The 25,129-nt window shown below is 72.5% G+C and carries 20 protein-coding genes; 2 read left to right on the top strand and 18 right to left on the bottom strand.

Annotated features, from left to right (window positions below):
- Positions 1-28 precede the first annotated feature (28 nt).
- A complete protein-coding gene (locus FJ694_RS14145) occupies positions 29-754 on the bottom strand; it encodes a PEP-CTERM sorting domain-containing protein (RefSeq protein WP_157267888.1) in 726 nt (241 codons plus the stop codon).
- Positions 755-1,054: 300 nt separating this feature from the next.
- Here FJ694_RS14145 and FJ694_RS14150 point away from each other — a divergent pair, with 300 nt between their 5' ends.
- Positions 1,055-2,683 carry a Na+/H+ antiporter gene (locus FJ694_RS14150; protein WP_157267889.1) on the top strand — a complete coding sequence of 543 codons (1,629 nt, stop codon included), beginning with the start codon at positions 1,055-1,057 and terminating at the stop codon, positions 2,681-2,683.
- A 21-nt stretch (positions 2,684-2,704) separates the two neighbouring features.
- Here FJ694_RS14150 and FJ694_RS14155 read toward each other — a convergent pair whose 3' ends face one another.
- The 13 genes from FJ694_RS14155 to FJ694_RS14215 form a co-directional block, all read right to left on the bottom strand.
- Complete coding sequence (locus FJ694_RS14155) at positions 2,705-3,688, bottom strand: LLM class flavin-dependent oxidoreductase (RefSeq protein ID WP_157267890.1); 984 nt, start codon at positions 3,686-3,688, stop codon at positions 2,705-2,707.
- 157 nt (positions 3,689-3,845) lie between these two features.
- Positions 3,846-4,322, bottom strand: a complete 477-nt coding sequence (locus FJ694_RS14160; protein ID WP_157267891.1) for a hypothetical protein — start codon at positions 4,320-4,322, stop codon at positions 3,846-3,848.
- Positions 4,323-4,617: 295 nt separating this feature from the next.
- Entirely contained in the window at positions 4,618-4,878 is a 261-nt protein-coding gene (locus tag FJ694_RS14165) for a hypothetical protein (protein WP_157267892.1), read from the bottom strand.
- 229 nt (positions 4,879-5,107) lie between these two features.
- On the bottom strand, positions 5,108-7,045 hold the full coding sequence (locus FJ694_RS14170; RefSeq protein WP_198320831.1) for a serine/threonine protein kinase: 1,938 nt from the start codon (positions 7,043-7,045) through the stop codon (positions 5,108-5,110).
- Positions 7,046-7,217: 172 nt separating this feature from the next.
- Complete coding sequence (locus FJ694_RS14175) at positions 7,218-9,467, bottom strand: hybrid sensor histidine kinase/response regulator (protein WP_157267894.1); 2,250 nt, start codon at positions 9,465-9,467, stop codon at positions 7,218-7,220.
- Positions 9,468-9,582: 115 nt separating this feature from the next.
- Complete coding sequence (locus FJ694_RS14180; protein WP_157267895.1) at positions 9,583-10,410, bottom strand: TlpA disulfide reductase family protein; 828 nt, start codon at positions 10,408-10,410, stop codon at positions 9,583-9,585.
- Between the two features lie 167 nt (positions 10,411-10,577).
- Positions 10,578-12,365 carry a thiamine pyrophosphate-requiring protein gene (locus tag FJ694_RS14185; RefSeq protein WP_157267896.1) on the bottom strand — a complete coding sequence of 596 codons (1,788 nt, stop codon included), beginning with the start codon at positions 12,363-12,365 and terminating at the stop codon, positions 10,578-10,580.
- Positions 12,366-12,551: 186 nt separating this feature from the next.
- Complete coding sequence (arsA, locus tag FJ694_RS14190) at positions 12,552-14,342, bottom strand: arsenical pump-driving ATPase (protein WP_157267897.1); 1,791 nt, start codon at positions 14,340-14,342, stop codon at positions 12,552-12,554.
- Positions 14,343-14,426: 84 nt separating this feature from the next.
- Complete coding sequence (gene arsB / locus FJ694_RS14195; protein ID WP_157267898.1) at positions 14,427-15,500, bottom strand: ACR3 family arsenite efflux transporter; 1,074 nt, start codon at positions 15,498-15,500, stop codon at positions 14,427-14,429.
- Between the two features lie 19 nt (positions 15,501-15,519).
- Positions 15,520-16,023, bottom strand: coding sequence for an arsenate reductase ArsC (locus FJ694_RS14200; protein ID WP_157267899.1), 504 nt, complete (start codon positions 16,021-16,023; stop codon positions 15,520-15,522).
- A gap of 79 nt (positions 16,024-16,102) precedes the next feature.
- Positions 16,103-16,606 carry an arsenate reductase ArsC gene (locus tag FJ694_RS14205; RefSeq protein ID WP_157267900.1) on the bottom strand — a complete coding sequence of 168 codons (504 nt, stop codon included), beginning with the start codon at positions 16,604-16,606 and terminating at the stop codon, positions 16,103-16,105.
- 11 nt (positions 16,607-16,617) lie between these two features.
- A complete protein-coding gene (locus tag FJ694_RS14210; RefSeq protein WP_157267901.1) occupies positions 16,618-17,145 on the bottom strand; it encodes an ArsI/CadI family heavy metal resistance metalloenzyme in 528 nt (175 codons plus the stop codon).
- 25 nt (positions 17,146-17,170) lie between these two features.
- Positions 17,171-17,494: an ArsR/SmtB family transcription factor gene (locus tag FJ694_RS14215; RefSeq protein ID WP_157267902.1), complete on the bottom strand. Its 324-nt coding sequence runs from the start codon at positions 17,492-17,494 to the stop codon at positions 17,171-17,173.
- A gap of 350 nt (positions 17,495-17,844) precedes the next feature.
- On the opposite strand from FJ694_RS14215, the gene FJ694_RS14220 reads away from it, so the two are divergent.
- The gene (locus FJ694_RS14220; RefSeq protein WP_157267903.1) at positions 17,845-19,902 is read left to right on the top strand and encodes a site-specific integrase; all 2,058 of its coding nucleotides are present in this window, start codon (positions 17,845-17,847) and stop codon (positions 19,900-19,902) included.
- A gap of 121 nt (positions 19,903-20,023) precedes the next feature.
- On the opposite strand, the gene FJ694_RS14225 is transcribed toward FJ694_RS14220, so the two are convergent.
- The 4 genes from FJ694_RS14225 to FJ694_RS14240 form a co-directional block, all read right to left on the bottom strand.
- Positions 20,024-21,202 (bottom strand): MFS transporter, encoded by a 1,179-nt coding sequence (locus tag FJ694_RS14225; RefSeq protein ID WP_157267904.1) that lies wholly within the window; start codon positions 21,200-21,202, stop codon positions 20,024-20,026.
- Positions 21,203-21,480: 278 nt separating this feature from the next.
- Positions 21,481-22,545, bottom strand: coding sequence for a ParB/RepB/Spo0J family partition protein (locus FJ694_RS14230; protein ID WP_157267905.1), 1,065 nt, complete (start codon positions 22,543-22,545; stop codon positions 21,481-21,483).
- Positions 22,535-23,647, bottom strand: coding sequence for a ParA family protein (locus FJ694_RS14235; RefSeq protein ID WP_157267906.1), 1,113 nt, complete (start codon positions 23,645-23,647; stop codon positions 22,535-22,537). Before FJ694_RS14235 ends, FJ694_RS14230 begins: the two co-directional genes overlap by 11 nt.
- A 234-nt stretch (positions 23,648-23,881) precedes the next feature.
- Positions 23,882-25,075 (bottom strand): replication initiation protein, encoded by a 1,194-nt coding sequence (locus FJ694_RS14240; protein WP_232540028.1) that lies wholly within the window; start codon positions 25,073-25,075, stop codon positions 23,882-23,884.
- Positions 25,076-25,129: the final 54 nt, after the last annotated feature.

The following is a 25,129-nucleotide window of genomic DNA, read 5'->3' on the forward strand; positions in this document are numbered from 1 at the left end:
ACTCGTCGGGTTCAGGCCGCAGCCATTCTCAGGCCCGCCCACGGCGGCACCGGCGACCCGTCGCCCCCACGACGCCCACCCCGGCCAGCATCAGCGCCCAGCTGGAAGCTTCAGGCACGCCGGGCACGATGCCCGTGGCCTGCACGCCGAAACTGCCCCACACCGTCGCGGTGCGCTCCAGCCCGTTGTGCAGGAGCACCGACACCGTGCCCGTGGCGTGCTCGGCGTCCGGCGGCGACAGCCAGGTGGTCTGCGCCTGGACTTCCAGCACCGGCGCCGGCTCGGCCAGGTGGCGTGACTGGAACACGATGCGCGCCCGCGCCAGCTCGCCGCCGCGGTAGCTGTAGGGCGCGTCCTCCCACGGCAGGGCCCAGGCGTCGAGCGTGTACTGGCCGGTGATGCGCAGGCCGGTGCGGGCCGACAGCACGAACAGCGGCATCTGCGGCGCGCCGCGGTAGCGCGCCAGGCTGCCGTAGCGGTTGTCCGGCCTGCCGGGGGTGGCGCGCTCGGTGTCGAAGCTGCCGCCGGCGAACAGCCCGGCGGCGGACACCGCGGCGAAGCCGCTGCTTGCGCCGTACGAGCCTTCCACCGAGGCGAAGGCGGGCTCGGAGAAGCTGCCCTGGTCCACGCTGCAGTGAAAGCTCGGGTTGCAGGCCTTCTGCCGCACGAAGCTGCGCGCGTCGGCGTTGCCGGTGAAGCGCACCGAGGGCGCGACGCCGTCGGCGGGGTCCAGGTCGATCAACTCGTAGCGCAACCCGGTCAGGCTGGCGCTGGAGCCGATGGCGGCCAGCGCCGGTGCCCCCAGGACGGCCAGCAGGAAGCTCAGCAGGTGTTTCAGCGCGGGTCTCCGTGGAAAGGGAGTGGCGGTGCCCGGGTGAGCGCGGGGCGTGTGCCCGAAGGCGCGCCGGCCCGGGACTTCCGCGCTTATCCCGCCCTGGCCGCCGCCGCGGTAGCCGCGGCGCGTTACGGCGGTAACGGTTTCGGGCGGGTCCGCGCGTTGCCTCGGGACACGGCCCGGGGTGTCCCGGGCCGGGAATGCAGCGGAACGTCAGCCTTGGGCGCCATCGCCATCGTGTTGCTCATGCTGCTGGCCGTCAGCGTCAGCAGCCTCGCCGCGCGCGCCACCGGCTGGCCGGCGCCGCTGGTGCAGATCGCGCTGGGCGCGGCCATCGGCTTCCTGGGGCTGCCGGCCATCGCGCTGGAGCCCGAGCATTTCTTTTTGCTGTTCCTGCCGCCGCTGCTGTTCCTCGACGGCTGGCGCATTCCCAAGGACGCGCTGCTGCAGGACGCGGCCACGGTGCTGCGCCTGGCCCTCGGCCTGGTGCTGTTCACGGTGCTGGGCATGGGACTCTTCATGCACTGGCTGCTGCCGGGCATGCCGCTGCCGGTGGCCTTCGCGCTGGCCGCGGTGCTCTCGCCCACCGACCCGATCGCGGTGTCGTCGGTGGCCTCGCGCACGCCGGTGCCGCCGCGGGTGATGCACATCCTCGAAGGCGAGTCGCTGCTCAACGACGCGTCGGGCCTGGTGTGCATGCGCTTCGCCGTGGCCGCGGCGCTCACGGGCAGCTTCTCGCTGCCGCAGGCGCTGCTGAGCTTCGTCGGGCTGGCGCTGGGCGGCGTGGCCGTGGGCGCGGCGCTGGCCTGGGGCGTGTCGTGGCTGGGCCGGCGCGCCGTCCGCTGGCTCGCGCCCGACGCCGGCAACTACGTGCTGGTGACGCTGCTGCTGCCCTTCGGCGCCTACCTGCTGGCCGAGGAGGTCCACGCCTCGGGCGTGCTGGCGGCCGTGGCCGCGGGCATCACCATGGGCCTGGTGGCGCAGCCGCACGGCCACGGCGGCGGCCGCCTGCGGCGCACCGCCGTGTGGGACATGGTGCAGCTGGTGGCCAACGGCAGCGTCTTCGTGCTGCTGGGCCAGCAGCTGCCGCCCATCGTCGCGGGCGCGGCGCGCACGGTGCGCGACACCGGTCACCAGTCGCCGGCCTGGCTGGTGCCGTACGTGCTCGCGATCGTGGCCGGGCTGGCGCTGCTGCGGCTGGCGTGGGTGTGGGTGTCGCTGCGGCTGCAGGGCTGGCGCGCGCGCCGCAGGGGCGAGGCGGCGCCGCAGCTCAGCGGCCGGCTGTTGCTGGTGGTGTCGCTGGCGGGCGTGCGCGGCGCCGTCACGCTCGCCGGCGTGATGACGCTGCCGCTGGCGCTGCCCGGCGGCGCGCCCTTCCCCGCGCGCGACCTGGCCATCGCGCTGGCCGCCGGTGTGATCCTGATGTCGCTGCTGCTGGCGAACTTCGCGCTGCCGCGCCTGCTGCGCGGGCTGGAGCCGCAGGGCGACGACGCGGAGCGCGCGATCGAGGACCGGGTGCGCCGCACGGCGGCGCGGGCCGCGCTGCGCGCCATCGAGTCGGCGCATGCGTCGCTGGCCGCGCAGCTTCCCGACCCGGCCCTGGCCGCCGAAGCCGCCGACCGGCTGGCCACGCACTACCGGCTGCGCATGGACAGCCTGCGCGCCGATCCGGACGACGAGGTCCGGCGTGGGCAGGTCGAGGCGATCGAGCGGCGGCTGCGGCTGGCGGCGCTGCGCGCCGAGCGCGAGGCCATCGAGCATTGCGGCCGCGACTTCGGGCTGTCCGAGCTGGCACGGCGGCGCCTGCTGCACGAGCTCGACCTGCTCGAAGCGCGCTACGGGGGCTGAGGTCGGCCGCCCCGGCAGGCGCTACAGCAGCGCCGCGATGAGCTCGTAGCTGCGCAGCCGCGCCGCGTGGTCGAACACCTGCGAGGTGACCATCACCTCGTCGGCCCCGGTGCGCGCGACGAAGTCCTCCAGCGCGCGGCGCACGGTCTGCGGCGAGCCGGCCGCCGAGCAGGCGAGCGAGCGCTCGACGAACACGCGCTCGGCCATGGGCAGCCGCTCCAGGTAGCCGGGCACCGGCGGCGGCAGCCGGCCCGGGCGCCCGGCCACCAGCGCGGCGAAGGCCTGCTGCACGGAGGTGGCCAGCAGTTGCCCCTCCTCGTCGGTGTCGGCGGCAAACGCGTTGAAGCCCAGCATCACGTGCGGCCGCCGCAGCCGCGGCGAGGGCCGGAACTCGCGCCGGTACAGCTCCACGGCGGCGTGCAGGTGCGTGGGCGCGAAGTGCGAGGCGAAGGCGTAGGGCAGGCCCATCTGGGCGGCGAGCTGCGCGCCGAAGTGGCTCGACCCCAGCACCCACACCGGCACGTCGAGTCCCTCCCCCGGCACCGCGCGCACGGCCTGCCCCGGCTTGGCCGGGCCGAAGTAGGCAAGCAGTTCGGCCACGTCCTGCGGGAAGCGATCGGCGGCATCGAAGCCGCCACCCTGGCGCAGCGTGCGTGCCGTGGCCGGGTCCGAGCCCGGGGCGCGGCCCAGGCCCAGCTCGATGCGGCCCGGATACAGCGTCTCCAGGGTGCCGAACTGCTCGGCGATCACCAGCGGCGAGTGGTTGGGCAGCATCACGCCGCCGGCGCCGACGCGGATGCGGCGCGTGGCGCCGGCGACGTGGCCGATGAGCACCGCGGTGGCGGCGCTGGCGATGCCGGGCATGCCGTGGTGCTCGGCCAGCCAGTAGCGGCCGAAGCCCCAGCGCTCGCAGTGCTGCGCCAGGTCCACGGTGTGGCGGAAGGACTGGGCGGCGTCGCCGCCCTCCACGATGGGACTGAGATCGAGTACGGACAGGGGGATCATGGCGCATGGTGCCTGCCGCGGCCGGCACCCGCCGCGGCCACTGCCGGGCCGCCCTGCCGCAAGCGTGGCGTTGCGCGGCGCAGGCCAGGAGCAGCCACGAAGCACCGGGTCCGGACGTCGCGCGGCATGGCCGCCGGCGCGAAATCGACCAAGCCGCTCAACAGGCCGCGCGCTCCTTGAAGTTTCGGATGTCTTCCATCAGGTGCACCAGTCGTTGGCGCTTGTAAACCGCCTCGGCATCGGTCAACGCGTTGGTTTTGGGCGCATCCTGTTGCAGGATCAGTTCCAGCACGTCCAGGATGATTCCCAACTGGCTGCCGTAGCCGGCGACCTCGGTGACGATCCGGCCTTCAAGCTCGGTACTGCCCTTGATTTCCCGGGTGAAATCAAAGATTGAAAATGACAAGGGGTTGATGTTCTGGGCCAGGTTCCTGGGCGCCAGTTGCAGGAGCCCCTGAAATCCTTGCAACCCCATGAACATGATGGTGCGATAACTGGCGGCAATATCGGCTTGATACCGCGCCAAGGTTTTCCAGTCGCTCCAGAAATTCAGCCACCTCCGGCGGCATTCCTCGTCGAGCAGCCGGGAAATACCGGGGAAATCGCAAAAAGCGTTGTTCTTTGGTTCAGGCATTTTCGGCTGTTTCCATGGCTTCCAGGAAATATGCCGCACATTCCGGCGGGCGGAATGACGGCCTGTTCACCATTCACTGCCGGATGATTGTTCACTGCGCCGGGTACGAAATGTTGATCGGGCTCAACATGCGGGCAGATGCGCGAAGCGGCATTCAATGGGCCGTACCGGTCGCGGTTTGCGCGGGCAGGCCTTGGCAGCCGTGGCAGTCTTCTGGTCTGGCTCGCAAAAGCCAGCCAGAGACCCGGGCGGTGTCCCGGACCGGAGCCCCTGGCGGGCACCGGTGGCCCAGCGCCTAGCGAATGCTTATTTCAAGTAGCTCCCCTACCGCTTCGGAAATCTTCAAACCAATATTCAGCAATTGGGAAGCCATCGTCCAGACCAGCAGCATGATCGCCATCAGCCACCAGGCGGCGAATATCCATGAGCCCCAGGAGCGCTCGGCCTGCTGCGTCAGTGGGTCTTTCCTGAAGGGTGGTTTCCACGCGCCGATGCCGCCGTCATCCGCACCTTTGCCGAGGCCCTCTTCCGGGCCCATCCAGAATTTCAATCTCATGCCGCCCCCATGCGGCAGGTGTACAGGAGCCTCCCGCCAGCGTCGACCATGCACGTGCAGGCCGGTGGAACCATTCAGGGGGGACCGGCGATGAAAACGCCGCCGCGTGAACAGGCCTGACAAATCGATACGGCACCGGCAACAATCGGTCACCAATATGCCGAATCAAGGCATTGCACCACCCCGCCGCTTTCAGGTTGACGGCGGGCGTGAAGCAATATCCGGGAACCTATCGACGGCAACCGAGCTGGGCGAAGCGGCGCTGCGCCAGCACATTGCCGTCGAGCGCCAGCAGATGCGTCAGGCTCTCGCACTCGGCCTTCCGGGCTGCCGCCAGGCGGGCCGGCGACGGGGTGGCCGGACGGGTTTTGGGCTCGGGTGGCCGGGTATAGGTCACGTCGAAGCGGACGGCACCGAAACCGGCATGACACGGGCCGGGAACCGGCGCGCATTGGGGCTGCCCGAACCAGGGCGCGGCACCGGTGCCGGATGCGCCTGAAAAGGTCTTGCTCCATGAGCCGGCCTGCCGCTGCCAGCCGGCGCCGGCCAGGTGGCGGGCCGATTTCGACACCATCACGCCGACGTGGCGGTGGTCCGCGGGCACCGGGGCCGCGGCCTGGATCCGCCAAGCCCGGCCCGGTTCGATCATCACCAGCGATTCATCGTCCCGGGGCCACAGCAATTCCAGCCGGTCGCGCCGCGCGCCGGTGGCAAACACGTAGAGAAAACCAGGCTCGCTGGCCTCGATCCTGAATTCGAATCCCGACTTCGGTTTCTCGGCGGCCGGCATCACCGCCACGCGGATATTCGAGTCGCGATCGCGCAGCAAATCCTCCAGCGCCTGGTTCGGGGTGGGCGGCTGCGCAAAGCCAGCCGGCGCCGCCGGGGCCGCGCTGTCCGGACTCCACGGTGGCGACGGGACGGGGAGCGGTGTGCCGGGCCGGGCGGCCACGGGCGCGGCCAGCGCATCGTCGTGGGGCGGCGCATCGGCCGGCTGGGCGGGCACCGGCTGCGCCGGCTCGCGGGCGGCCAGGGGCGTGGCAGGCACGGGCCCGGGCCGGGGCAGCCCCAACACCAGCCCGGCCCCGGCCAGGCACAGCGCCGACAGGCCGCCCGCCCAGCACAGCGGCTTGCGCCACCGCGACAGCCCCCCGGCGGCCCGGCTGCGCAGCCCGCGCAGCGCGGCCACGGCAGCAGGGCCGGGGCTGCGGCCGGTGGCTTTCTCGCGCTCGGCCCACTCGCGCGCATCCAGCCCGCGCAGCAGTTCCAGCGCCACCGCGATGTTGGCGGGCCGCCCTTCGGGCCAGAGCGCCAGGCAGCGGTCGATGAACTGCAGGAAGGCCGTCGAATGGCGCCCCTGCCCGGCCCGGCGCGCGGGCACCATCGCGTCGTCCTTGACGCGCTCCACCGAGGCCGGGGGCACCTTGCCGCAGACGGCGAAATACAGCAGCGCGCCGAAGGCGTAGAGGTCGGTCCAGGGGCCCTGCTTAAGGGCTGCGGAATCGCCGTACTGCTCGATGGGGGCGTAGCCGGGCTTGAGCAGCCCGGCCAGCGCCTGCGTGGCGTCGCCGATGTCCTGCCGCGCGGAGCCGAAATCCAGCAGCACCGGCCGGTCGCCCGGCAGCAGCAGGATGTTGTCGGGCGCGATGTCGCGGTGCAGCCATCCCTGCCGGTGCACCACGTCCAGCCCCTCCAGCACCTGCAGCGCCAGCCGGCGCAGCCAGGCTTCCGCTGGCGGGGCCGCCATGCCTTCCAGGCGCTGCTTCAGGGTCCGGCCCTCGTAGAAGGGCATCACCATGTACGCCGTGCCGAGCTCCTCCCAGAAGCGGTACACCTCGACCAGCGCCGGGTGCTTGAAGCGGGCCAGGGCGCGGGACTCCCGGATGAAGCTGCGCAGGCCGAGCTCGAAGGTGGCGCGGTGGCGCTCTGACAGCGGCACGACGGCGCCGTCGGCCAGCCGCTGCGCCAGGGACTTCGGCATGAACTCCTTGACCGCCACCAGGCGCTCCAGCCGGGTGTCGAAAGCCAGGTAGACGATGCCGAAGCCGCCCTGGCCCAGCACCCGCTCGATCCGGAATTCGGCCACCCGGTGGCCGGGCGGCAGCACGTCCAGGGGCTGGGTCGAGGGTGGGTCGGCGGGGGACGGGTTCAGGCGGGCATCAGACATCCATGCTCCAGGTCCGGGGTCATTCCAGGGGCAGATTACAGGCCCCCCGCCGCCGGCCGTCCATTCAACGCCACTGCTCGCGGCTGCGGGATTGCGGCGGATCCCGGGCATGCGCCGGTCCCGGTGAGCCTGGCGCCGGCCCGGCACATGGCGCCAGGACCCGGGACTGCGCCTAGGCCACCCGAGGCCGAGCCTCCCGCCCGGCCCGCACCAGCGCCGCCTGCAGCTGCGCCGGCTGGAACGGCTTGACCAGCACGTCGTCCATACCGGCGTCGATGCAGCGCTGCCGGTCCTCGGCCAGCGCGCTGGCGGTGAGCGCGACGATGGGCACGCGCGGCCAGCCCCGCTCCGCTTCCAGGGCGCGGATGCGGCGGGTGGCCTCCAGGCCGTCCATGTGCGGCATGTGCATGTCCATGAGCACCACGTCGGGCCGCTCCCGGCCGTAGGCTTGCACGGCCGCCACGCCGTCGCCGGCCTGGCGCACGTCCATGTCCAGCGCCTGCAGGATCGCGCAGGCCAGCGCCATGTTGACCTCGTTGTCCTCGGCCACCAGCGCGCGCCGGCCCGCCAGCGCGCGGGCCGCCTCGGGCTCGCGCGGCGGCGCCCGTTCCGCCAGGTGGGCCGGCGCGGACGCCGGCGGCAGCGCCAGCTCGAACCGGAACTCGGTGCCCTGCCCGGGCCGGCTGTCCACGCCCAGCTCGCCGCCGTGCAGCTGCACCAGGCGGCGCACGATGGCCAGGCCCAGCCCGCTGCCGCCGAAGCGCCGCGTGGTGGAGCTGTCCGCCTGCATGAACGGCTCGAAGATGCGCTGCCGCTCGTCCGGGCTCAGGCCGATGCCGGTGTCGCGCACGGCCACGCGCCAGCGCCCGCCCTCCAGCGCTTCGAGCCGCAGCACGACGCCGCCCGCGGCGGTGAACTTCACGGCGTTGGACAGCAGGTTGTTGAGGATCTGGCTCAGCCGCAGCGGATCGCCCAGCAGCCAGGCCTGGGCGCCTTCCGGCACCGGCTCGGACGCCTGCGCCGGCTCCAGCGCCAGCCGCAGCGACAGTCCCTTGGCCAGCGCCTGCGGCTCGTACAGCGCCACCGCGTCGCGCGCCAGGCGCACCAGGTCGAAGGGCAGCTGCTCCAGCTCCAGCCGCCCGGCCTCGATGCGCGAGAAGTCGAGCACGTCGTCGATCACGCCCAGCAGCAGCTGGCCCGAGCGCTCGATGACCTGCGCGCGCTGGCGCTGCTCGGGGGGCAGCGGCGCCTGCAGCAGCTGCCGCGCCATGCCCAGCATGCCGTGCAGCGGGGTGCGGATCTCGTGGCTCATGTTGGCCAGGAACTGCGACTTGACGCGGCTGGCGTCCTCGGCGGCCTCGCGCGCGGCCTGCAGCTGCGCCAGCGCCACGCGCCGCCGCGCCTGCAGCCGGTGGATGCGCAGCGCCAGCGCGGCGATGAGCAGGTCCGTCACCAGCACGCCCGCGCTCACGAAGCGCGCCGTCTGCCGCCAGCTGCGCAGCATGAAGCGCTGCGTCGTCGAGACCTGGACCGCCAGCGGGAAGCCCGACACGGCATGGACGGCGGCCATGCGGGGCCGCGCGTCGCGCGGGTCGGCCACGCGCGGCGCCGAGGTCAGCACCGTGGCGCCACTGCGGCCCTGGGCCAGCGCCGCGGCGAGCGCGCGCATCCCGGGCGCGTCGCGGTACGAGCGGCCCAGCGCCTCGGCCACCACCGGGTAGCGCGCCAGCAGCGCGCCGTCGCGGCGCAGCAGCAGCAGCGCGCTGTCGGACGGGTCGAGGTTGATCCGCGCGTAGAAGCGCTCGAAGTACTCCAGCTCGATGCCGGCCACGGTCGGTCCCACCATCTCGCCGGTGGGCGAGCGCAGCTTGCGCGAGAGGAAGAAGGTCCAGCGCCCGGAAACCCGGTTCAGCGACGGCGCGGAGACGTAGACGTCCAGCGCCGGGTCCGCCGCGTGGGCCTGGAAATAGTCCCGTTCCGCCAGGCTGAGGCTCGGCGGCGGGAAGGTGCGGCTGCCGTTGATCGGCACGCCATCGCGGTCGAGGATGGCGATGCCGTCGAGCACGGCGACCTCGGCCACGCGCTCGCGCAGGAACTCGTGCGTGGCTTCCGTGCCCAGGGCGCGCCGCAGCACCCGGGCATCGTCCAGGCGCGCGGACTGCAGCCGGTCCACGACGCGGCTGAGCACGAAGTCCACCGTGTGCAGCGTCTGCGCCGCGTGCTCGGCGGCCGTGGCCGAGAAGTTGCCCAGGTAGAGCCGCCAGGTGTCCAGGCTTTCCTGGCGGCTGCGCCACAGCATCAGCGCGGCGGCGGCCGTGAGCAGGAGGATGGCCAGCGCCCCTGCGGCCAGCACGCGCACCCGGCCCAGCCGCGCGGCGGCGGACGAGGCGGCGGCGCGAACGGGGCTTCGGTCGAGGGGCATGGAGATCGCGGCGGACGGGCGAAGCGGCCTGACCGCCGCGGACAGCAATCCCGGCACCCAGGCCGGTGTCGGCCCGGCGCGAGGCGCGGGGCGCAACGCCGCCGGGCCGGGGCCGTCAGGGCGGCTGGCGCAGGCGCTGCAGCCGCACCTGCAGCGCCGCGGCGTTGAGCGCGCCCAGGTGGGCGTCGATGCGCCGGCCCTGGGCGTCGAAGAAGAGCGTGGTGGGCAGGCCGCGGCTGCCGGTGGCCGCGCCCAGCGCCTGGTCCGTGTCGAGCCACACGCCGTCCGGCGACAGGCCCTCGCGCTGCAGGTAAGCCCGCACCACGGCGGCGGACTCGCCCTGGTTCACCAGCACGAAACGGATGTCGCCCTCGCGCCGGCGGGCCTCGTCGAGCACCGGCATCTCGGCACGGCACGGGCCGCACCAGCTGGCCCACAGGTTGACCACCGCCGGCGTGCCTCCCAGCACCTCGGGCAGCGGCGCCGTGCGGCCACTGGCCAGCTCGGTGAGTCGCACGTCGGGCGCCGGGACCGGAGCACTGCCGGCGCCGGCGGCGAGCATGCCGACGCTGCCCGCCGTCCAGCCCAGCACCCCGGCCAGCAGGCCCCAGGTCAGCGGCCGCCGCAGCGCCGGGTGCCGGCGGCAGCGCCCGGCCAGCCACAGCGCGGCGGCGACGACGCCGGCCGTGTCGTCCCAGCCGCCGTCGCGCACGTCGAGCACCGCCCAGGGACTGGCCGCGTAGGCCCGGGCATGAAGGAGCACATGCGCGCCGCGCGCGGCCAGCAGCCCCACCACGGTGGCGGACCAGATCGCCTTCTCGGCCGGCGCCGCGGCGTCGGGCCCGGCCAGGCGCCGGGCCACGAGCACGGCGATCCACACCGCGGCCAGCAGCAGCAGCGGTGAAACGGGCAAGGCCAGCGGGCCGAGGGCAATGGTCAGCATGGGATGTCAGGTTGCCACGGCGAGCGGGCTTCCGGGCGCGGCACGCATCCCCGCGCGGGCCGCTGCCGCGCAGCCAGCGGGCCGGGCCTGCGCGACGCTTCGGAACTCCGGCAGCGGCCGCTGGCCGGGGCCGGCCGATCGCGCCGCGCGACCCCGGCCGACCCCGCTCAGCCCCGCCCGGCCGTCAGCCCGGCCCAGACCTCGCGCATGCTGGCCATGACGGTCTTGAGCGCCTCGGGGTCGCCGTGCAGCAGCGCCCGCGCGTAGTGGCGCGCCTGCTTGAAGGTGACGTGCGGCGGCAGCGGCGGCACGTTGGCGTCGGTGACCATCTCCAGCAGCACCGGCCGGTCCGCCGACAGCGCCTGCTCCCACGCGCCGGCCACCGCCTCGGCCCGGTCCACGCGCAGGCCGTGCAGGCCCAGCATCCGCGCGTACTCGGCATAAGGGAAGGCCGGCAGGTTCTGCGAGGCATCGAACTTCGGGTCGCCGGCCGTGCGCTGCTCCCAGGTGACCATGTTGAGGTCGCTGTTGTGCAGCACCATGACGACCAGGCGCGGGTCGGCCCAGCGCCGCCACTGGTGCGCGATGGTCACCAGCGCGTTGAGGCCGAGCATCTGCATCGCGCCGTCGCCCACCAGCGCCACCACCGGGCGGTCGGGAAAGGCGAACTTGGCGGCCGTGGCGTAGGGCACGGCCGGGCCCATGGTGGCCAGGCCGCCGGAGAGCGAGCCCATCATGCCGCGGCGCGCCTTCAGGTCGCGCGCGTACCAGGCGGCGCTGGTGCCGGAGTCGCAGGTCAGGATCACGTTGTCGGGCAGCCGCGGCGACAGCTCCCAGAACACGCGCTGCGGATTGATGGGCTCGGCCTCGGTCATCGCGCGCTGCTCCAGCACCTGCCACCAGCGGCGCACGCCGGCTTCGATCCTGTCGCGCCAGGCGCGGTCGGCCTTGGGGCGCAGCAGCGGCAGCAGCGCCTGCAGCGTGAGCCGGCTGTCGCCCACGAGATTGATCTCCATCGGGTAGCGCAGCGAGAGCTTGCGCCCGTCGGCGTCGATCTGCACGCCGCGCGCCTGCCCTTCCTTGGGCAGGAACTCCGAGTACGGAAAGCTGGAGCCCACCATCAGCAGCGTGTCGCAGCCGCTCATCATTTCCCAGCTCGGCACGGTGCCCAGCAGCCCGTTGGCGCCGGTGACGAAGGGCAGGTCGTCGGGCACGGCCATCTTGCCCAGCAGCGCCTTGGCGATGCCCGCGCCCAGCGTCTCGGCCACGGCGACCAGCTCGTCGCCAGCGTGCAGCGCACCGGCGCCGGCCAGGATCGCCACGCGCTCGCCGGCGTTGAGCACGTCGGCCGCGGCCTGCAGGTCGGCCTGCGCCGGCAGCATGCGCCGGGCCGTGAGCCCGATGCCCGTGTGGATGGTGCCGTGCTCGTGCGGCGGGTCGGGCTCGGCTTCGAGCTCCTGCAGGTCGTTGGGCAGGATGATGCAGGTGACGGCGCGCTGGTCGCGGGCGATGCGCATGGCGCGGTCCACCAGGTGGCGGATCTGCGCGGGCACGGTGGCCATGTGCACGTACTCGTGGGCCACGTCCTTGAACAGGCTCAGCAGGTCCACCTCCTGCTGGTAGTCACCGCCCAGCGCCGCGCGCGCCTGCTGGCCCACGATGGCCAGCACCGGCGTGTGGTCGGCCTTGGCGTCGTAGAGCCCGTTGAGCAGGTGGATCGCGCCCGGCCCCGAGGTGGCCAGGCACACGCCCACCTCGCCCGTGAACTTGGCGTGCGCGCAGGCCATGAATGCCGCCAGCTCCTCGTGCCGGGCCTGCACGAAGTCGATTTGCCCGCCGGCGCGGTCGAGCGCGCCCATGAGGCCGTTGATGCCGTCGCCGGGATAGCCGTAGATGCGGCGCACGCCCCAGGCATGCAGGCGTTGCACGATTTGGTCGCTGACGGTCGTGGTCATGGCATGAGGCTCCACCGGACGGGCAGGCGCAGGGCGGCAAACCACGTTCCGCCCGCGGCCCGCCGGGGGCGACGGCGCTGCCTGCATCCGACCGGTCGCCATCGGTCGCGCGGCCGGCTGCTGCGCCCGCGGCGCGCGCCGGGTCGGCAGCCGGCCCCGCTGGGCCCGGGACTTCCGGAGACCGGGCTACCGCGCCGCCGCTTCGCCGGTGTCCAGGCGCTTGAGCGCCTCGACCCCGATGGGCGGCTGCGCGCACCAGGGCACCACGAAGGTCCGGGGCGCCAGGCCCGTGGCCACGCGCTGCATCTGCACCCGCTCGCCCGCGATGCGGCCGGCCAGCACGGGCGAGGCGGTGCCCGAGGCCGCCAGGCTGCGGTTGATGACCCAGGCGAAGGGCTCGATGCGCGCGCGCCGCAGGTCGTCCTGCAGTGCCGCTGCTTCCGACACCGGCGTGGTTTCCGGCAGCGTCACCAGCACGATGCGGGTGTAGTCGGGGTCCTGCAGCCGCATCAGCGGCGTGACCACGCGCGTGGACGTGCTGCCCTCGAAGTCGCGCAGCATCTGCCGGTGGTACGCCCCCGTGGCGTCCATGAGCAGCAGCGTGTGGCCGGTGGGTGCCGTGTCCAGGATCACGAAGGCGCTGCGCGCTTCCGAGACGATGCGCGAGAAGGCATGGAACACCGCCACTTCCTCGGTGCAGGGCGAGCGCAGGTCCTCCAGCATCAGCGCGCGCGCCGCCTCGTCCAGGCCCCGGCCCCTGGAGGCCATCACCTTGTCGATGTAGCGCCGGGTTTCCGCGTTCGGGTCGATGCGGTCCACCCGCAGGCCCGGCACGCTGCCGCCCTCCAGGGTCGCGGCCAGGTGCGCGGCCGGGTCGGTGGTGGAGAGGTGCACCGTCTTGCCCCGGCCCGCCAGGGCCACGGCCAGCGCCGCGGCGATGGTCGTCTTGCCCACGCCGCCCTTGCCCATGACCATCACCAGCGCGTGTGGCTGGCGGGCGAGCTCGTCCACCAGGGCCTGCAGCGGCTGCACGCCCGCCACGCTGGCCGTCGCGGCGGGCACCGGCGGCACCGGCACGGCGCCGCCCTCCAGCAGGGCGCGCAGCGCCGGCAGGCCCACCATGTCGAAGCCGCGCAGCGGCACGAGGCTGCCGGGCAGCGCGCCCAGCGTCGCGGGCAGCGCCTCCAGCGCGGCCTGCTGCTGCGCCCGCAGCGCGGTGGCCACCGCGTCGCCTTGCGGGTCCTCGGCGAAGACGCCGTTGACGGCGAGCCACTGGTTGACCAAGCCCAGCGCCACAAGCTCGTCGCGCGTGCGCGCGGCTTCCTTCAGCGCCGGCGCGTCCGGCCGGGTCACGAGCACCACGCGGGTCAGCCGCGCATCGGCGAGCGCCTGCATGGCCTGCCGGAAGCGCGCCTCCTGCATCTTCAGCCCCGAGTGCGGCCCCAGGCACGACGCGCCGCGGTCGTTGCCCTCCAGGAAGCCGGTCCAGGCCTTGGGCAGGCTCAGCAGCCGCAGCGTGTGGCCGGTGGGGGCGGTGTCGAAGATGACGTGGTCGAAGCCCTCGGCGGCGCCGGCGAGCAGCCCGACGAACTCGTCGAAGGCGGCGATCTCGGTGGTGCACGCGCCCGAGAGCTGCTCGCGCACCGTGCCGCGCTCGGCCTCGGTGCTCTCGGGGGCCATCTGCGCGATCACGCGCCGCCGGTAGGCCTCGGCCGCGGCCTCCGGGTCGATGTTCATGGCCTGCAGCCCCGGCGCGCCGGCCACGTCCCGGGGCTGGCGGCCCAGCGGCGTGCCCAGCATCTCGTCAAGGTTCGACGCCGGGTCGGTGCTCACCAGCAGCACGCGCCGCCCCGCATCCGCCAGGCGCAGCGCGCAGGCGCAGGCCAGCGAGGTCTTGCCCACGCCGCCCTTGCCGGTGAAGAAGAGGTGGCGCGGCGCGTCCTTCAGCAACTCGTCGAGCGGTCGGGTGTCGAGCATGGTGGCCTCCATGGGCGGTTGCCCTTTGCGGGATGGTCAGCCTTCCATCGTGAGCGCCAGGCGCACGCGGCGCCTTGAAGCAGCTCAGGCTTTGCGCGCGCCGGCCTCGTACCAGCCCTTGCTCTGGTTGACGATGCGCACCACCAGCAGCATCACCGGCACCTCGATGAGCACGCCCACCACGGTGGCCAGCGCCGCGCCGGACTCGAAGCCGAACAGGCTGATCGCGGCGGCCACGGCCAGCTCGAAGAAGTTGCTCGCCCCGATGAGCGCCGACGGGCACGCCACGCTGTGCGACTCGCCGAGCTTCCGGTTGAGCCAGTAGGCCAACGCGGAGTTGAAGAAGACCTGGATCAGGATCGGCACGGCCAGCATCGCGATCACCAGCGGCTGCTTCAGGATCGCCTCGCCCTGGAACGCGAACAGCAGCACCAGCGTGGCCAGCAGCGCCGTGATGGACCACGGGCCGATCCGCGCCAGCGTGGCGTCGAAGGCGGCCTGGCCCTTGGCCAGCAGTGCGCGGCGCCAGAGCTGCGCCACGATCACCGGGATCACGATGTAGAGCACCACCGAGGTGATGAGCGTGTCCCAGGGCACCGTGATGGCCGACAGGCCCAGCAGCAGCGCCACGATGGGTGCGAAGGCAAACACCATGATGGTGTCGTTGAGCGCGACCTGCGACAGCGTGAACAGCGGATGCCCGTTGGTCAGCCGGCTCCACACGAACACCATCGCCGTGCAGGGCGCGGCGGCCAGCAGGATCAGCCCCGCCACGTAGCTGTCGAGCTGGTCGGCGGGCAGGTACGGCGCGAAGACATGGCGCACGAAGATCCAGCCCAGCAGCGCCATCGAGAACGGCTTGACGGCCCAGTTCACGAAGAGCGTGACGCCGATGCCCTTCCAGTGGCTGCGCACCTGGTGGAGTGCTCCGAAGTCCACCTTCAGCAGCATCGGGATGATCATCACCCAGATGAGCAGCCCCACCGGCAGGTTCACCTGGGCCACTTCCATGCGGCCGATGGCCTGGACCGGGCCCGGCAGCATCTGGCCCAGCGCGATGCCGGCGACGATGCACAGGAAGACCCAGACGGTCAGGTAGCGCTCGAAGACGCTCATGGGCGCCGGTGCGGCGGCGCGGGCGGTCAGCGTGGTGTTCATGGCTTTGCCTCGCGCGCTTTCAGTTGCGGCCGATCTCGGTGAGCGCGGCCTGCAGCGCGGCACGGTCCATGGTTTCCAGCGGCAGCGCGAGCAGCTGCAGCATGCGGTAGCCGATGGCCTGGCGCGTGAGCTCGAAGGCGCGGCGTTTCCCCTCGTCGCCGCCTTCGGCGTTGGACGGGTCGGGGTAGCCCCAATGCACCTTCACCGGCTGCCCGTTGCCGCCGAAGAACACCGGGCAGGCCTCGCTGGCTGCGCTGTCGCACACCGTGATGACGATGGACAGCGGCGGCGCCCCGTCGGTGCTGAACTCGTCCCAGCTCTTGCTGCGCATGGCGCCGGTGTCCACGCCGGCGCTCTGCAGCGCCTCCAGGGCGAACGGGTTGATGCGCCCGCTGGGGGCGCTGCCCGCGCTGTGGGCGCGCACGTCCTTGCCCAGCCGGGCCGCGAGGTGGTTGAGCATTCCCTCGCCGAGCATGCTGCGCGCGGAGTTGTGGGTACAGAGGATCAGGACATGAGTGGTCATGGCTGCCGGCCCGGCGCTTCCCGGGTGCATGGAATCGGTAAAGGGAAATGCCCGGCCGGGACACGGCAGGGCCGGAGGCTCAGGCGGCGCCGGTCTTGCCGATGCGCTCGATCTCGCGCTGCAGCGCCATGCCCTGCAGCGTCTGCAGCGGCAGGGCCAGCATCAGCTCGATGCGGCGCTTGAGCACCAGCGCGGCATCCATGTAGGCACGCTGCTGCTGCTCGGCCGTGCCTTCGGCGGCGGCCGGGTCGGCCACGCCCCAGTGCGCCGTCATCGGCTGGCCCGGCCACAGCGGGCACACCTCGCCGGCTGCCCTATCGCAGACCGTGAAGACGAAATCCATCCCGGGCGCGCCGGCTACGGCGAACTCGTCCCAGGACTTGCTGCGGAAGCCGTCGGTCGGGATGTGCCACTGCTGCAGCGTCCTCAGGGCCAGCGGCCGCACCTCGCCGGCCGGATGGCTGCCGGCCGAGTAGGCCTTGAAGCGGCCGCGGCCCAGGTGGTTCATCAGGCCCTCGGCCATGATCGAGCGCGCGGAGTTGCCGGTGCAGATGAACAGGACGTTGCGGACCTTGTCGCTCATGGCCGGCACCTTCAGCAGCAGGAGGTCGAGGACTTCACCGGGATGCCCAGCGGCTTGCCGCGCGACGGCGTGCAGCATGCGGCTTGCGCGGGCTCGGCGGCAGGGGCAGCAGCCTCGGCCGGCGCCGGCGTGCAGCAGGCTGCCGGGCCGGCTTCTTCGCCTTCTTCGCGGAACACGGGGATGTTGCCCAGCGTGTGGAAGTGCTCCCAGGCAATGCCCTGCGGGTCCGTGATCCAGTGCTTCTCGCTGCGCGCGTAGCAGCAGGTCGTCGCGCCCTCATCGAGCAGCGCCATGTCGGCGGCCTCGGCGCGGGCCTTCATGGCGGCGAGCTCCGCCGGGTCGTCGGTCTGGATGCCCAGGTGGTCGATGCCGCTGGCCTGGCCGCGCGTGGAGATGGCGAAGTTCAGCGCCGGGTCGTCGAGCATCCACTTGGCGTAGTCGCTCTCCACGCGCGCGGGCTCGGCGGCGAAGAGCCTGGAGTAGAAGGCGATGCTCCTGGCCAGGTCATCGACGTGCAGGTGGACGTGGAAGCGCTTCATCGCGGGTCTCCTTTGAAGGACTGGGTCAGCAGTCGGAACAGGACTTGGCCGCGGGCATGCAGGCCATGCCCTGGCAGCAGTTCTCGGTGAGGTAAGCCAGCAGCGCGTTCATCCGTCCGAACGCGGCGCGGTAGATGAGGTTGCGGCTCTCGCGCTCCTGCGTGACCAGGCCCGCATTGGCCAGCTCCTTGAGGTGGAAGGACAGCGTGGACGCCGGCAGGCCCAGCGCCTCGGCCATGGCGCCAGGCGTCAGGCCCTGCTCGCCAGCCACCACGAGGGCGCGGAACGCCTGCAGCCGTGCCGGCTGGGCCAGCGCAGCGAGCGATCGGACAACTTCTTTCTCTTCCATGATTCCACTTTACTGGAATCATGAGCAAATGCCAAGCGCCATGACCGGGGCTTCAGCCGCCAGCAACAGAAGCAGGTCAACCGCGGCGGGCCGGCAGGGAGGCCCGCGACAGCGGCTTTGCACAATCGCGGCGTCGCGGGCAATCAATCCACGGAAGAACGCTCTTCAAAAGACGAGAAGCGCACATGGCCACCACCGCGGTGGCTGCAGCCTGCGGCATCTGGCTGGCAGGACGGGCGGGGGCTGGGCGGAGCGCGACAGCTCATCCACCGTAGTGATAAGACCAATTATCAGCACCCCGCAAAGCAGGCGACAATCGCGGCCTGCCGGAATCAGACGAGGGAGACAGCATGGTGCGACAGGCACTTGCACCGGGCGAGGCGCGCCCGGATGCCGCGCGCGCGGCGCGCTCGCGCAAGCTCCATGGCGGGCATTTCGCCTTCATGCGCGCGCTGGTGCAGGGGCTCGACGTGCGCGCCAACTGGGAGCGTTACCTGCGCACCGAGGGCGAGGCCACCGACGCTCGCACCGTGCGCGCGACCATCGCCTGGCTGCGCGACGAGTTCGCCGCGGCCGCGCAGCGCGAAGCCCGCCCGGGCGTGGCGCGGCTGGTGCGGCTGGACACGAGCCGGCTGTTCGACGCCGCGGCCGCCCTGCCCTCGCTCGAAGCCTTCGCCGCGCAGCAGGGCCTCGAAGGCTTCTCCGAACAGGAACAGGCCGATGCCTATGCCGCGGCATTCGGCAACCATGCCCGGCGGCTGCGGCGCCGCGCCCGGCTGGTGGAGCGGCAGCTGGAGGCGCTGCGCTGGCTGGAGGCACTGGTGGCGGAGCCGCCGCGCGCCGGCGACTCGGTCTCCGCGTGGCTGAACCCGGCGCTGGCCACGAAGCTGGAGGCGGCCGACGTGTTCACGCTCCACCAGCTCGTCGAGCGCGTCAACGGCCTGGGCCAGGGCTGGCACACGAGCATCCGCGGCATCGGCGCCACCAAGGCGCAGCGCATCGTCGAGTGGTTGCGCGCGCACGAGGACGCGCTGGGCCAGCGCATCGGCGCGCACGTCGGCCTGCCGCGCTCGAAGCTGCCGACGCGGGCGCTGCAGGGCGTGGTCGCCGCGGCCACCGAGGTGCGGCCGCTGGAGAAGATCGTCGTGCCGGCCGAGCTCGACGGCAGCCAGGGGCTGTACCGGCGTCCGCAGGCGCAGTGCCTGCTGTCGGCCAGCAACGACTACGAGGCGATCCTGGCCTGGCTCAATGCCAAGCACGGCCTCACGCCCGAGCAGCAGCGCGCCGCCGCGGCGCGCCGGCGCTCGCGCGCCGCGGGAGCCGCCGAGGACGATGCCGACGCGCCCAAGGCGCTCTCGCACACCCAGCGCGCGTACCGCAAGGAGGCCGAGCGCTTCCTGCTCTGGGCGATCCTGGTGCGGCGCAAGCCGCTGTCGTCGATGACGCACGAGGACTGCGCCGCCTACCGGGACTTCCTGGCCGACCCGCAGCCGCGCAGCCGCTGGTGCGGTCCGCGCGGACGCGAGCGCTGGTCGCCGCTGTGGCGGCCGTTCGAGGGGCCGCTGTCGCCGCAGGCCACCGCCATGGCGATCACGGTGCTGCGCAACCTCTACGGCTTCCTGGTGCAGCAGAACTACCTGGTGGGCAATCCGTGGACGGGCGTGGCCGTGCCGCGCGGCACGGCGCCGCGCGTCAACGCCGGGCGCAGCCTGACGCTGGCGCAGTGGGAATTCGTGCGTGAGCAGCTCGCGCTGCAGCCCGACAACGGCTCCACGCGGCGGCTGCGCGCGGCGCTGCTGCTGCTCTACGCCACGGGGCTGCGCCTGTCCGAGGCGGTGGCCGCGCGCGTGGGTGACCTGTTATGGGTCGAGTACCCGCCCAGCCCGGACGACCACGAGGAGCTGGCCGGCTGGATGCTGCGCGTGGTGGGCAAGGGCCAGCGCCTGCGCGAGGTGCCCGTGCCGCTGCCCGTGGTGCAGGAACTGCTGGACTACGTGGCCTCGCGCGGCCTGGAGCCCGACCCGGCGCACCCGGCCACGGCGCAGGCCTTCGTGCTGGGCCTGGCCAGCGACGCTCCCGAGCGCGCGCCGCAGTTGCTGCAGGCGCGCGGCTTCGACCCGGCCGCCGGCATCGCGTCGAACACGCTCTACGACCAGCTCAAGACCTACTTCGGCCACTGCGCCCGGGTGCTGGAGCAGCAGGGCGACAGCCGTGGCGCGCAGCGCCTGGCCGCGGCCAGCACGCACTGGCTGCGGCACAGCCACGCCTCGCACTCGATTGCCAGCGGCACGCCCATCGAGGTGGCGCAGCAGAACCTGGGGCACGCCTCGCTGGCCACGACCACGATCTACGTCACCACCGAGCAGCGCCGGCGCATGCGGGCGATGAACAAGTTCTGGAAGGGGTAAGCAGGGAGGCGCCGAAACGCCGCCTTGCACGCCTAGGCGTCGTGTGCGAGCCGGAGAGTCCCGCCATGTCCCATGAACGTCCACCTGTCGCAGCGGCTTGACGCTGCAGCACGCGCGTCGTTCAGATCCGTCGCGCCCGCCCTGCCTGCAGCCCGATCGCGCACTGCAGCGCGATCAGCACCCACATCGCCACCAGCGGCGCGTGCCAGTTCCCGCTGGTGTCATGCAGCCAGCCGAAGCCCACCGGCCCCAACGCGGCGAGGCTGTAGCCCACCGCCTGCGCCATGCCCGACAGCGATGCCGTCTGCGACGGGTGGCTGGTGCGCAGGCTGAAGAAGGCCAGGCACAGCGCCAGGCTCGCGCCCGAGCCCAGCCCGCCGATCAACACCCAGATCACCGATGGCGCCGTGCCCGCCAGACCGACGAAGCCCAGCAGCGACAGCGCCGAGGCCGCGAAGGCATGCCAGCGCTGCTCGCGGGCGCGCGCCGCCAGCAGCGGCGCCACCAGGCTGCCGCTGAGGCAGGCCACCTGGTACAGGAAGGCATAGCTACCGGCCGTCGCCGCCGACAACCCCGCGTCCTGCAGCAGGCTGGGCAGCCAGGCCACGAGCACGTAGAACGCCAGCGACTGCAGGCCCATGAACAGCGACACCTGCCAGGCCAGCGCGGAGCGCCACAGGCCGCCCGGCCGCGGCGCCGGTGGCGGCGGCGCCGTCGCGGCGGACGGCTGCACGCCGCGCCCCGGCGCCAGCAGCCACCAGGCCGCGGCCACGGACGCCGGCAGCGCCCATGCCGCCAGCGCCAGGCGCCAGCCCAGCCAGCCGGCCATCGGCACCGCCAGGCCGGCCCCCACCGCCGCGACGCCGGCCAGCGTGGTGACGAACAGCGACGTCATCGGCCCGATGCGCGCCGGGAAATCGCGCCGCACCAGCGCCGGCACCAGCACGTTGCCGATGGCGATGGCCGCGCCCAGCAGCGCCGCGCCGGCGAACAGGCAAGCCGTCCCGGGCAGCGAGCGCAGCGCGATGCCCGCCGCCAGCGCCAGCATCGCCGCCAGCAGCGTGCGCTCCAGCCCGAAGCGGCGCGCCAGCGGCGCCGCCAGCGGCGACACCGCGCCGAAGGCAATGACCGGCATCGTGATCAGCCAGCCCAGGGTGGAAGGGGACAGGCCGGTATCGGCCTGGATCTGCTTGAGCAGCGGGCCCACGCCCATCAGTGCGGGGCGCAGGTTGGCGGCGATCAGCACCATGCCCACGGCCGGGGAGGCCAGGCGCTGCAGCAGGGGAACGGCAAGGGACATCAGGACACGGCGGCCTTGCAAGCGGCCGGCAAAGCGCGCGATTCTGCCCGGCGCGTCTGCTCCGTGCCGCCGCCGGTGCCGCTTTCGGGCCGGGCACAGGAAAAAGCGGCCCGCGGGCCGCTTCGGTTTTAGCTAAGTGCTTGATTCACAAGGCGTCTCAAGTTGAGACGCCGCGTTCTAACGCGATGGGGCCTCGTGCCAGGATCTTCTTCGAGCGTCGGACCCGCATCCGCACCCAGCGCCTGACTTTTCGCCAAGTGCTTGATTTACAAGGCGTCTCAACTTGAGACGCCGGTCCTGGCTTCGGCCGCCATCTCGTCCAGGAGCGCCTCGATGCGCTTGCAGGCCTCGTTCATGTCCACGTCGGCATGGAACTCGACGCGCACGACCCGGCCGCTGGCGCGGTACTCGGCGAACTTGAAGCGGCCGGCCTTGACGGTGCCGGTCTGCGCCGCGGTGCGGGCCACGCGTGGCGTGGCGCGCGCGTAGGCCGGCGCCTGCGCCTGGTTGATGCGCCCGGCCGCCAGCAGCCGCACGGTTTCGACCACGCGCTCGGCGTTGGCCGCGCTGCTGAGCTTGGCCAGTTCCTCGGCGCAAGCCGCGCCCATGGCGTCTGGACGCCGCTCCAGCTCGGCCAGCGCCTCGGCCGGCAGCCGCGAGAAGGCAAACAGCCGCCCGATGCTGGCCTTGTGCACGCCGGCGAGCCTGGCCATCTCGGCCAGGCTGGCGCCGGTGGCCTGCTGCTCGCGCTGGAAGCCCTTGAACTTCTCGAAGTCCGGCAGGTCGTGCGCGATGAGGTTGGCGTAGAAGGCGGCGCGCTCGGCCAGCTGCTCGCCCACGTCCAGCACCGACACGGCGATTGAAGCCTTGCCCAGCTCGCGGTAGGCGGCCAGGCGGTTCTCGCCGCTGACGACCTCGTAGCGGCCGTCGTCCTTGCGCCGCACCGTGATCGGGTGCACCAGCGGGTTGGCGCGCAGGTTCTCGCGCAGCTCGTCGAACTGTTCCTGCGTGAGCCGGCGCCGGCGGCCCGGCACGCTGTCGATCCGGTCCAGCGGCAGCTCGTGCGGCCGCTGGCTCGCCAATTCGGTTTCCAGCGCATGCGCGCGCGCTTGCGCGTCGTTGCCGGGGACGGCGGACACCGGCGAGGCCGCGGCGTCGGGGCCCCCGGCCGGTGGCGGCGCTGCCGCCGCGGCGCCGGCCGTGGCGCGCTGCAGCAGCTCCTCGTCGCTGAGCCGCGCGCCGGCCGGGCGCTGCAGCGGGTTGAGCTTCACCGCCACGGGCGCCGGCGCCTTCGGGCGCAGCGAGGCGATCATCTCGGCGTCGGAAAGGTGCTTAGGCGGCATGCTGCGCCTCCTGCGTGCGGTTGGCGCCCTTGGCGGCGAACAGGCCCAGGCGGCCGGCGATCAGCCGCGCCACGGCACGCACGTCGTCGGCCGCGGCGGAAGTGGGCTTGGCCAGCAGCAGCGGCGCCTTGGGCTCGCTGTCCAGCGCGCGGGGAAAATCCTCGCTGCGCCGCACCGTCTGCGCCAGCAGCGCGTCGCCGTACTGCGCGGCGATGGCGGCCACGTGCATGCTGGAGCGCACGCGCTGCGGGTCGTGCTCGTTGCCCAGGATCATCAGCTCCGGGCAGCGGCCGTAATGCTCGACCATCTCGTTGAGCACGATGGCCAGGTATGACAGCGCCTTGGTGCTGTAGTGCTCGAAGTTCACCGGCGACACCACCGCGTCACTGGCCAGCAGCGCCGCGCGCGTGAGCCGGTTCTTCGACGGCGGGCAGTCGAAGAGGATGACGTCGTAGATCGACAGGTCGCAGCCCGGCGCCTTGCCCGAGCGCCCTTCGGCGATCCACTTGGTCAGCGCCAGGTCCGACTGCGCGCCGGAGAGCGTCTCCACCAGCAGCCGGTAGTCCACGATGTCGAGCATCAGGTCCGCCGGCACCAGATGCGGCCCGGTTTCGCCCCACGGCTTCTTGATCACCCGCGCCAGCGGCTGGCGCTCATCGGCCCCGGGCAGCAGGTGGCCGAGGTGGTACTGGATCACGTCGCTTTCGGGCCGGCCCTGGGCACGAGCCTCTTCCAGCGTGAGCTCGCTGTCGTAGCCGAAGCCCAGCGTCAGGCTGCCCTGGAAGTCCAGGTCCACCACCAGCACGCGCAGGCCCTGCAGCGCCAGCGCCACGGCCAGGTTGCCGGCCAGCGTCGTCTTGCCGATGCCGCCCTTCGGGTTCCATACCGCCATCACCGCGCGCCGCGCCGGCGCCGGGCCATGGTGCGTGGCACGCCAGCGCGCGATGGCGAACAGGTCGCCGGGACGGAACACCCGCGTCGAGGAAGCCCCGGTCTGCTTGCGCTCCACGCGCAGCCCGGCGTCGTCCGCACTGCGGCGCAGCGTGTCGATGGTCAGGCCCAGCGCCGCCGCCGCCGCCTGGCCCCTGAAGGCAATGGTCAAGGTTCGCTCCCGCTCCTGGTATGGCGGGCGCACTCTACCAGCGTCAGGCATGGATGCCAGGCTTTTCGTCAAAACCAGCTTGAAAGCCTTGCATCCGTTGTTTTTCCGTGCTGACCTGTCTTCGGACAAGGCGAATTGGCCTGTGCGTCCCATGACCTGTCACGTCAGCCGCGGTGCCGGCCTTCGGGTCACCGTTCATGGGAGCGACGCGCACGGCCTGCCCGCGCCGGGGCTTCAGCCGCGGGCCGCCAGCATCCGGCCGGCAAACTCCAGCAGATCCTGGGCGCTGGGCTCGCCCCAGGTATCCATGACCAGCCAGCGCCGAAAGGCGGTCTCCGCGGCCTTGGTGGGCTTCTTCTTCAGCCTGAGCGCTGCGACGGCCTGCGCGTTGTAGCGCTCCATCAGCGCGGACTGGTCCTCGGGGTCAAGTTCCTTGAAGTAGCGCTCGGCCTCGCCGTGCTGGCCGGCCAGCCAGGCCTCGCGCAGGTCCAGCCGGGGAACGGGCGGCGCCGGGCGGGCTTCGGCCACGCCGTCGGGCATGGCGTAACGGTGCTGCACCGCGTGCCGGAAATAGGCCGCGGGGTTGTCGAGCTTGCCGGCGCGCGTGTCGGCCATGCGCCGGCGCGTGTAGTCCAGCGCCGCCTGGAGCTCATCGAGCGCATGGGCCTTCACCAGGCGCCTCGCCTCGGACTGCATCAGGCCCAGCCGCACCAGCTCGCCGATCATCTCCAGGGCGCGCCCGTCATCCGCGGCCTCGCCCTGCGGCGTCTCCTTCTTCACCAGCTGGAAGCGCAGCGCGGCCACCCGCTTGCCGACCTTGGTCTCGACCAGCTCGATGCTCAGATTGGACGCGGCGTTGATCTCGACGATGGCCGGCTTGAGCACCTTGGCCTTGAAGTACTTGTACTCCTGGTAGGTGCGGGCCTCGGCGGTCTCGCCCAGGATCATGTCGCGGAAGTCCTCCCACGGCACCTCTGCGGTGTGGCCAATCTTCTCGAAGCGCACGCAGAACTCCCAGATCGCCAGCGAGCTGGCGCGCCGGAAGCGCCGCACCACGTTCATGTCGATCAGCGCGTAGATCTCGGGCTTGACGATCAGCTGGCGCAGCTGGCTGCTGATCTGGTAGCGGATCACGTCGGCGTGGATCTCGACTTCCGGGAACATCACCGAGGCCTTCCACGGGCGCTTGGGGCTGGTGGCGATGACGTCCCACTCGAACACGATGCGCATCAGCGCCTCGGCCGATTCCTTGAGGTACTGGCGGTTGTTGGAGTCGAAGCCCACGTCCAGTGCCAGGTCCTTGATGCGCAGCGTCCACCAGCCCAGGTCGTCGGCGTTGTGCTCGATGGCATGCTTGGCCCAGGCATTGCCGAGCTTGCGCTGCAGCAGCGTCAGCGGCTGCTTGGGCTTGCTGTGGACGATCTGCACCGCCTTGCGAAAGGCATCCGGCGTCTCCGGGCTCGCGAAGAGGGAGATTTGTCC

Source organism: Azohydromonas aeria, from assembly GCF_009760915.1.
Lineage (GTDB): Bacteria > Pseudomonadota > Gammaproteobacteria > Burkholderiales > Burkholderiaceae_C > Azohydromonas > Azohydromonas aeria.

Excerpts from the sequence above, each read along its gene's own strand:
- FJ694_RS14155 (WP_157267890.1), bottom strand. The coding sequence starts at position 3,688 with ATGATCCCCCTGTCCGTACTCGATCTCAGTCCCATCGTGGAGGGCGGC.
- FJ694_RS14160 (WP_157267891.1), bottom strand. The coding sequence starts at position 4,322 with ATGCCTGAACCAAAGAACAACGCTTTTTGCGATTTCCCCGGTATTTCC.
- FJ694_RS14165 (WP_157267892.1), bottom strand. The coding sequence starts at position 4,878 with ATGAGATTGAAATTCTGGATGGGCCCGGAAGAGGGCCTCGGCAAAGGT.
- FJ694_RS14170 (WP_198320831.1), bottom strand. The coding sequence starts at position 7,045 with ATGTCTGATGCCCGCCTGAACCCGTCCCCCGCCGACCCACCCTCGACC.
- FJ694_RS14175 (WP_157267894.1), bottom strand. The coding sequence starts at position 9,467 with ATGCCCCTCGACCGAAGCCCCGTTCGCGCCGCCGCCTCGTCCGCCGCC.
- FJ694_RS14180 (WP_157267895.1), bottom strand. The coding sequence starts at position 10,410 with ATGCTGACCATTGCCCTCGGCCCGCTGGCCTTGCCCGTTTCACCGCTG.
- FJ694_RS14185 (WP_157267896.1), bottom strand. The coding sequence starts at position 12,365 with ATGACCACGACCGTCAGCGACCAAATCGTGCAACGCCTGCATGCCTGG.
- arsA (WP_157267897.1), bottom strand. The coding sequence starts at position 14,342 with ATGCTCGACACCCGACCGCTCGACGAGTTGCTGAAGGACGCGCCGCGC.
- arsB (WP_157267898.1), bottom strand. The coding sequence starts at position 15,500 with ATGAACACCACGCTGACCGCCCGCGCCGCCGCACCGGCGCCCATGAGC.
- FJ694_RS14200 (WP_157267899.1), bottom strand. The coding sequence starts at position 16,023 with ATGACCACTCATGTCCTGATCCTCTGTACCCACAACTCCGCGCGCAGC.
- FJ694_RS14205 (WP_157267900.1), bottom strand. The coding sequence starts at position 16,606 with ATGAGCGACAAGGTCCGCAACGTCCTGTTCATCTGCACCGGCAACTCC.
- FJ694_RS14210 (WP_157267901.1), bottom strand. The coding sequence starts at position 17,145 with ATGAAGCGCTTCCACGTCCACCTGCACGTCGATGACCTGGCCAGGAGC.
- FJ694_RS14215 (WP_157267902.1), bottom strand. The coding sequence starts at position 17,494 with ATGGAAGAGAAAGAAGTTGTCCGATCGCTCGCTGCGCTGGCCCAGCCG.
- FJ694_RS14220 (WP_157267903.1), top strand. The coding sequence starts at position 17,845 with ATGGTGCGACAGGCACTTGCACCGGGCGAGGCGCGCCCGGATGCCGCG.
- FJ694_RS14225 (WP_157267904.1), bottom strand. The coding sequence starts at position 21,202 with ATGTCCCTTGCCGTTCCCCTGCTGCAGCGCCTGGCCTCCCCGGCCGTG.
- FJ694_RS14230 (WP_157267905.1), bottom strand. The coding sequence starts at position 22,545 with ATGCCGCCTAAGCACCTTTCCGACGCCGAGATGATCGCCTCGCTGCGC.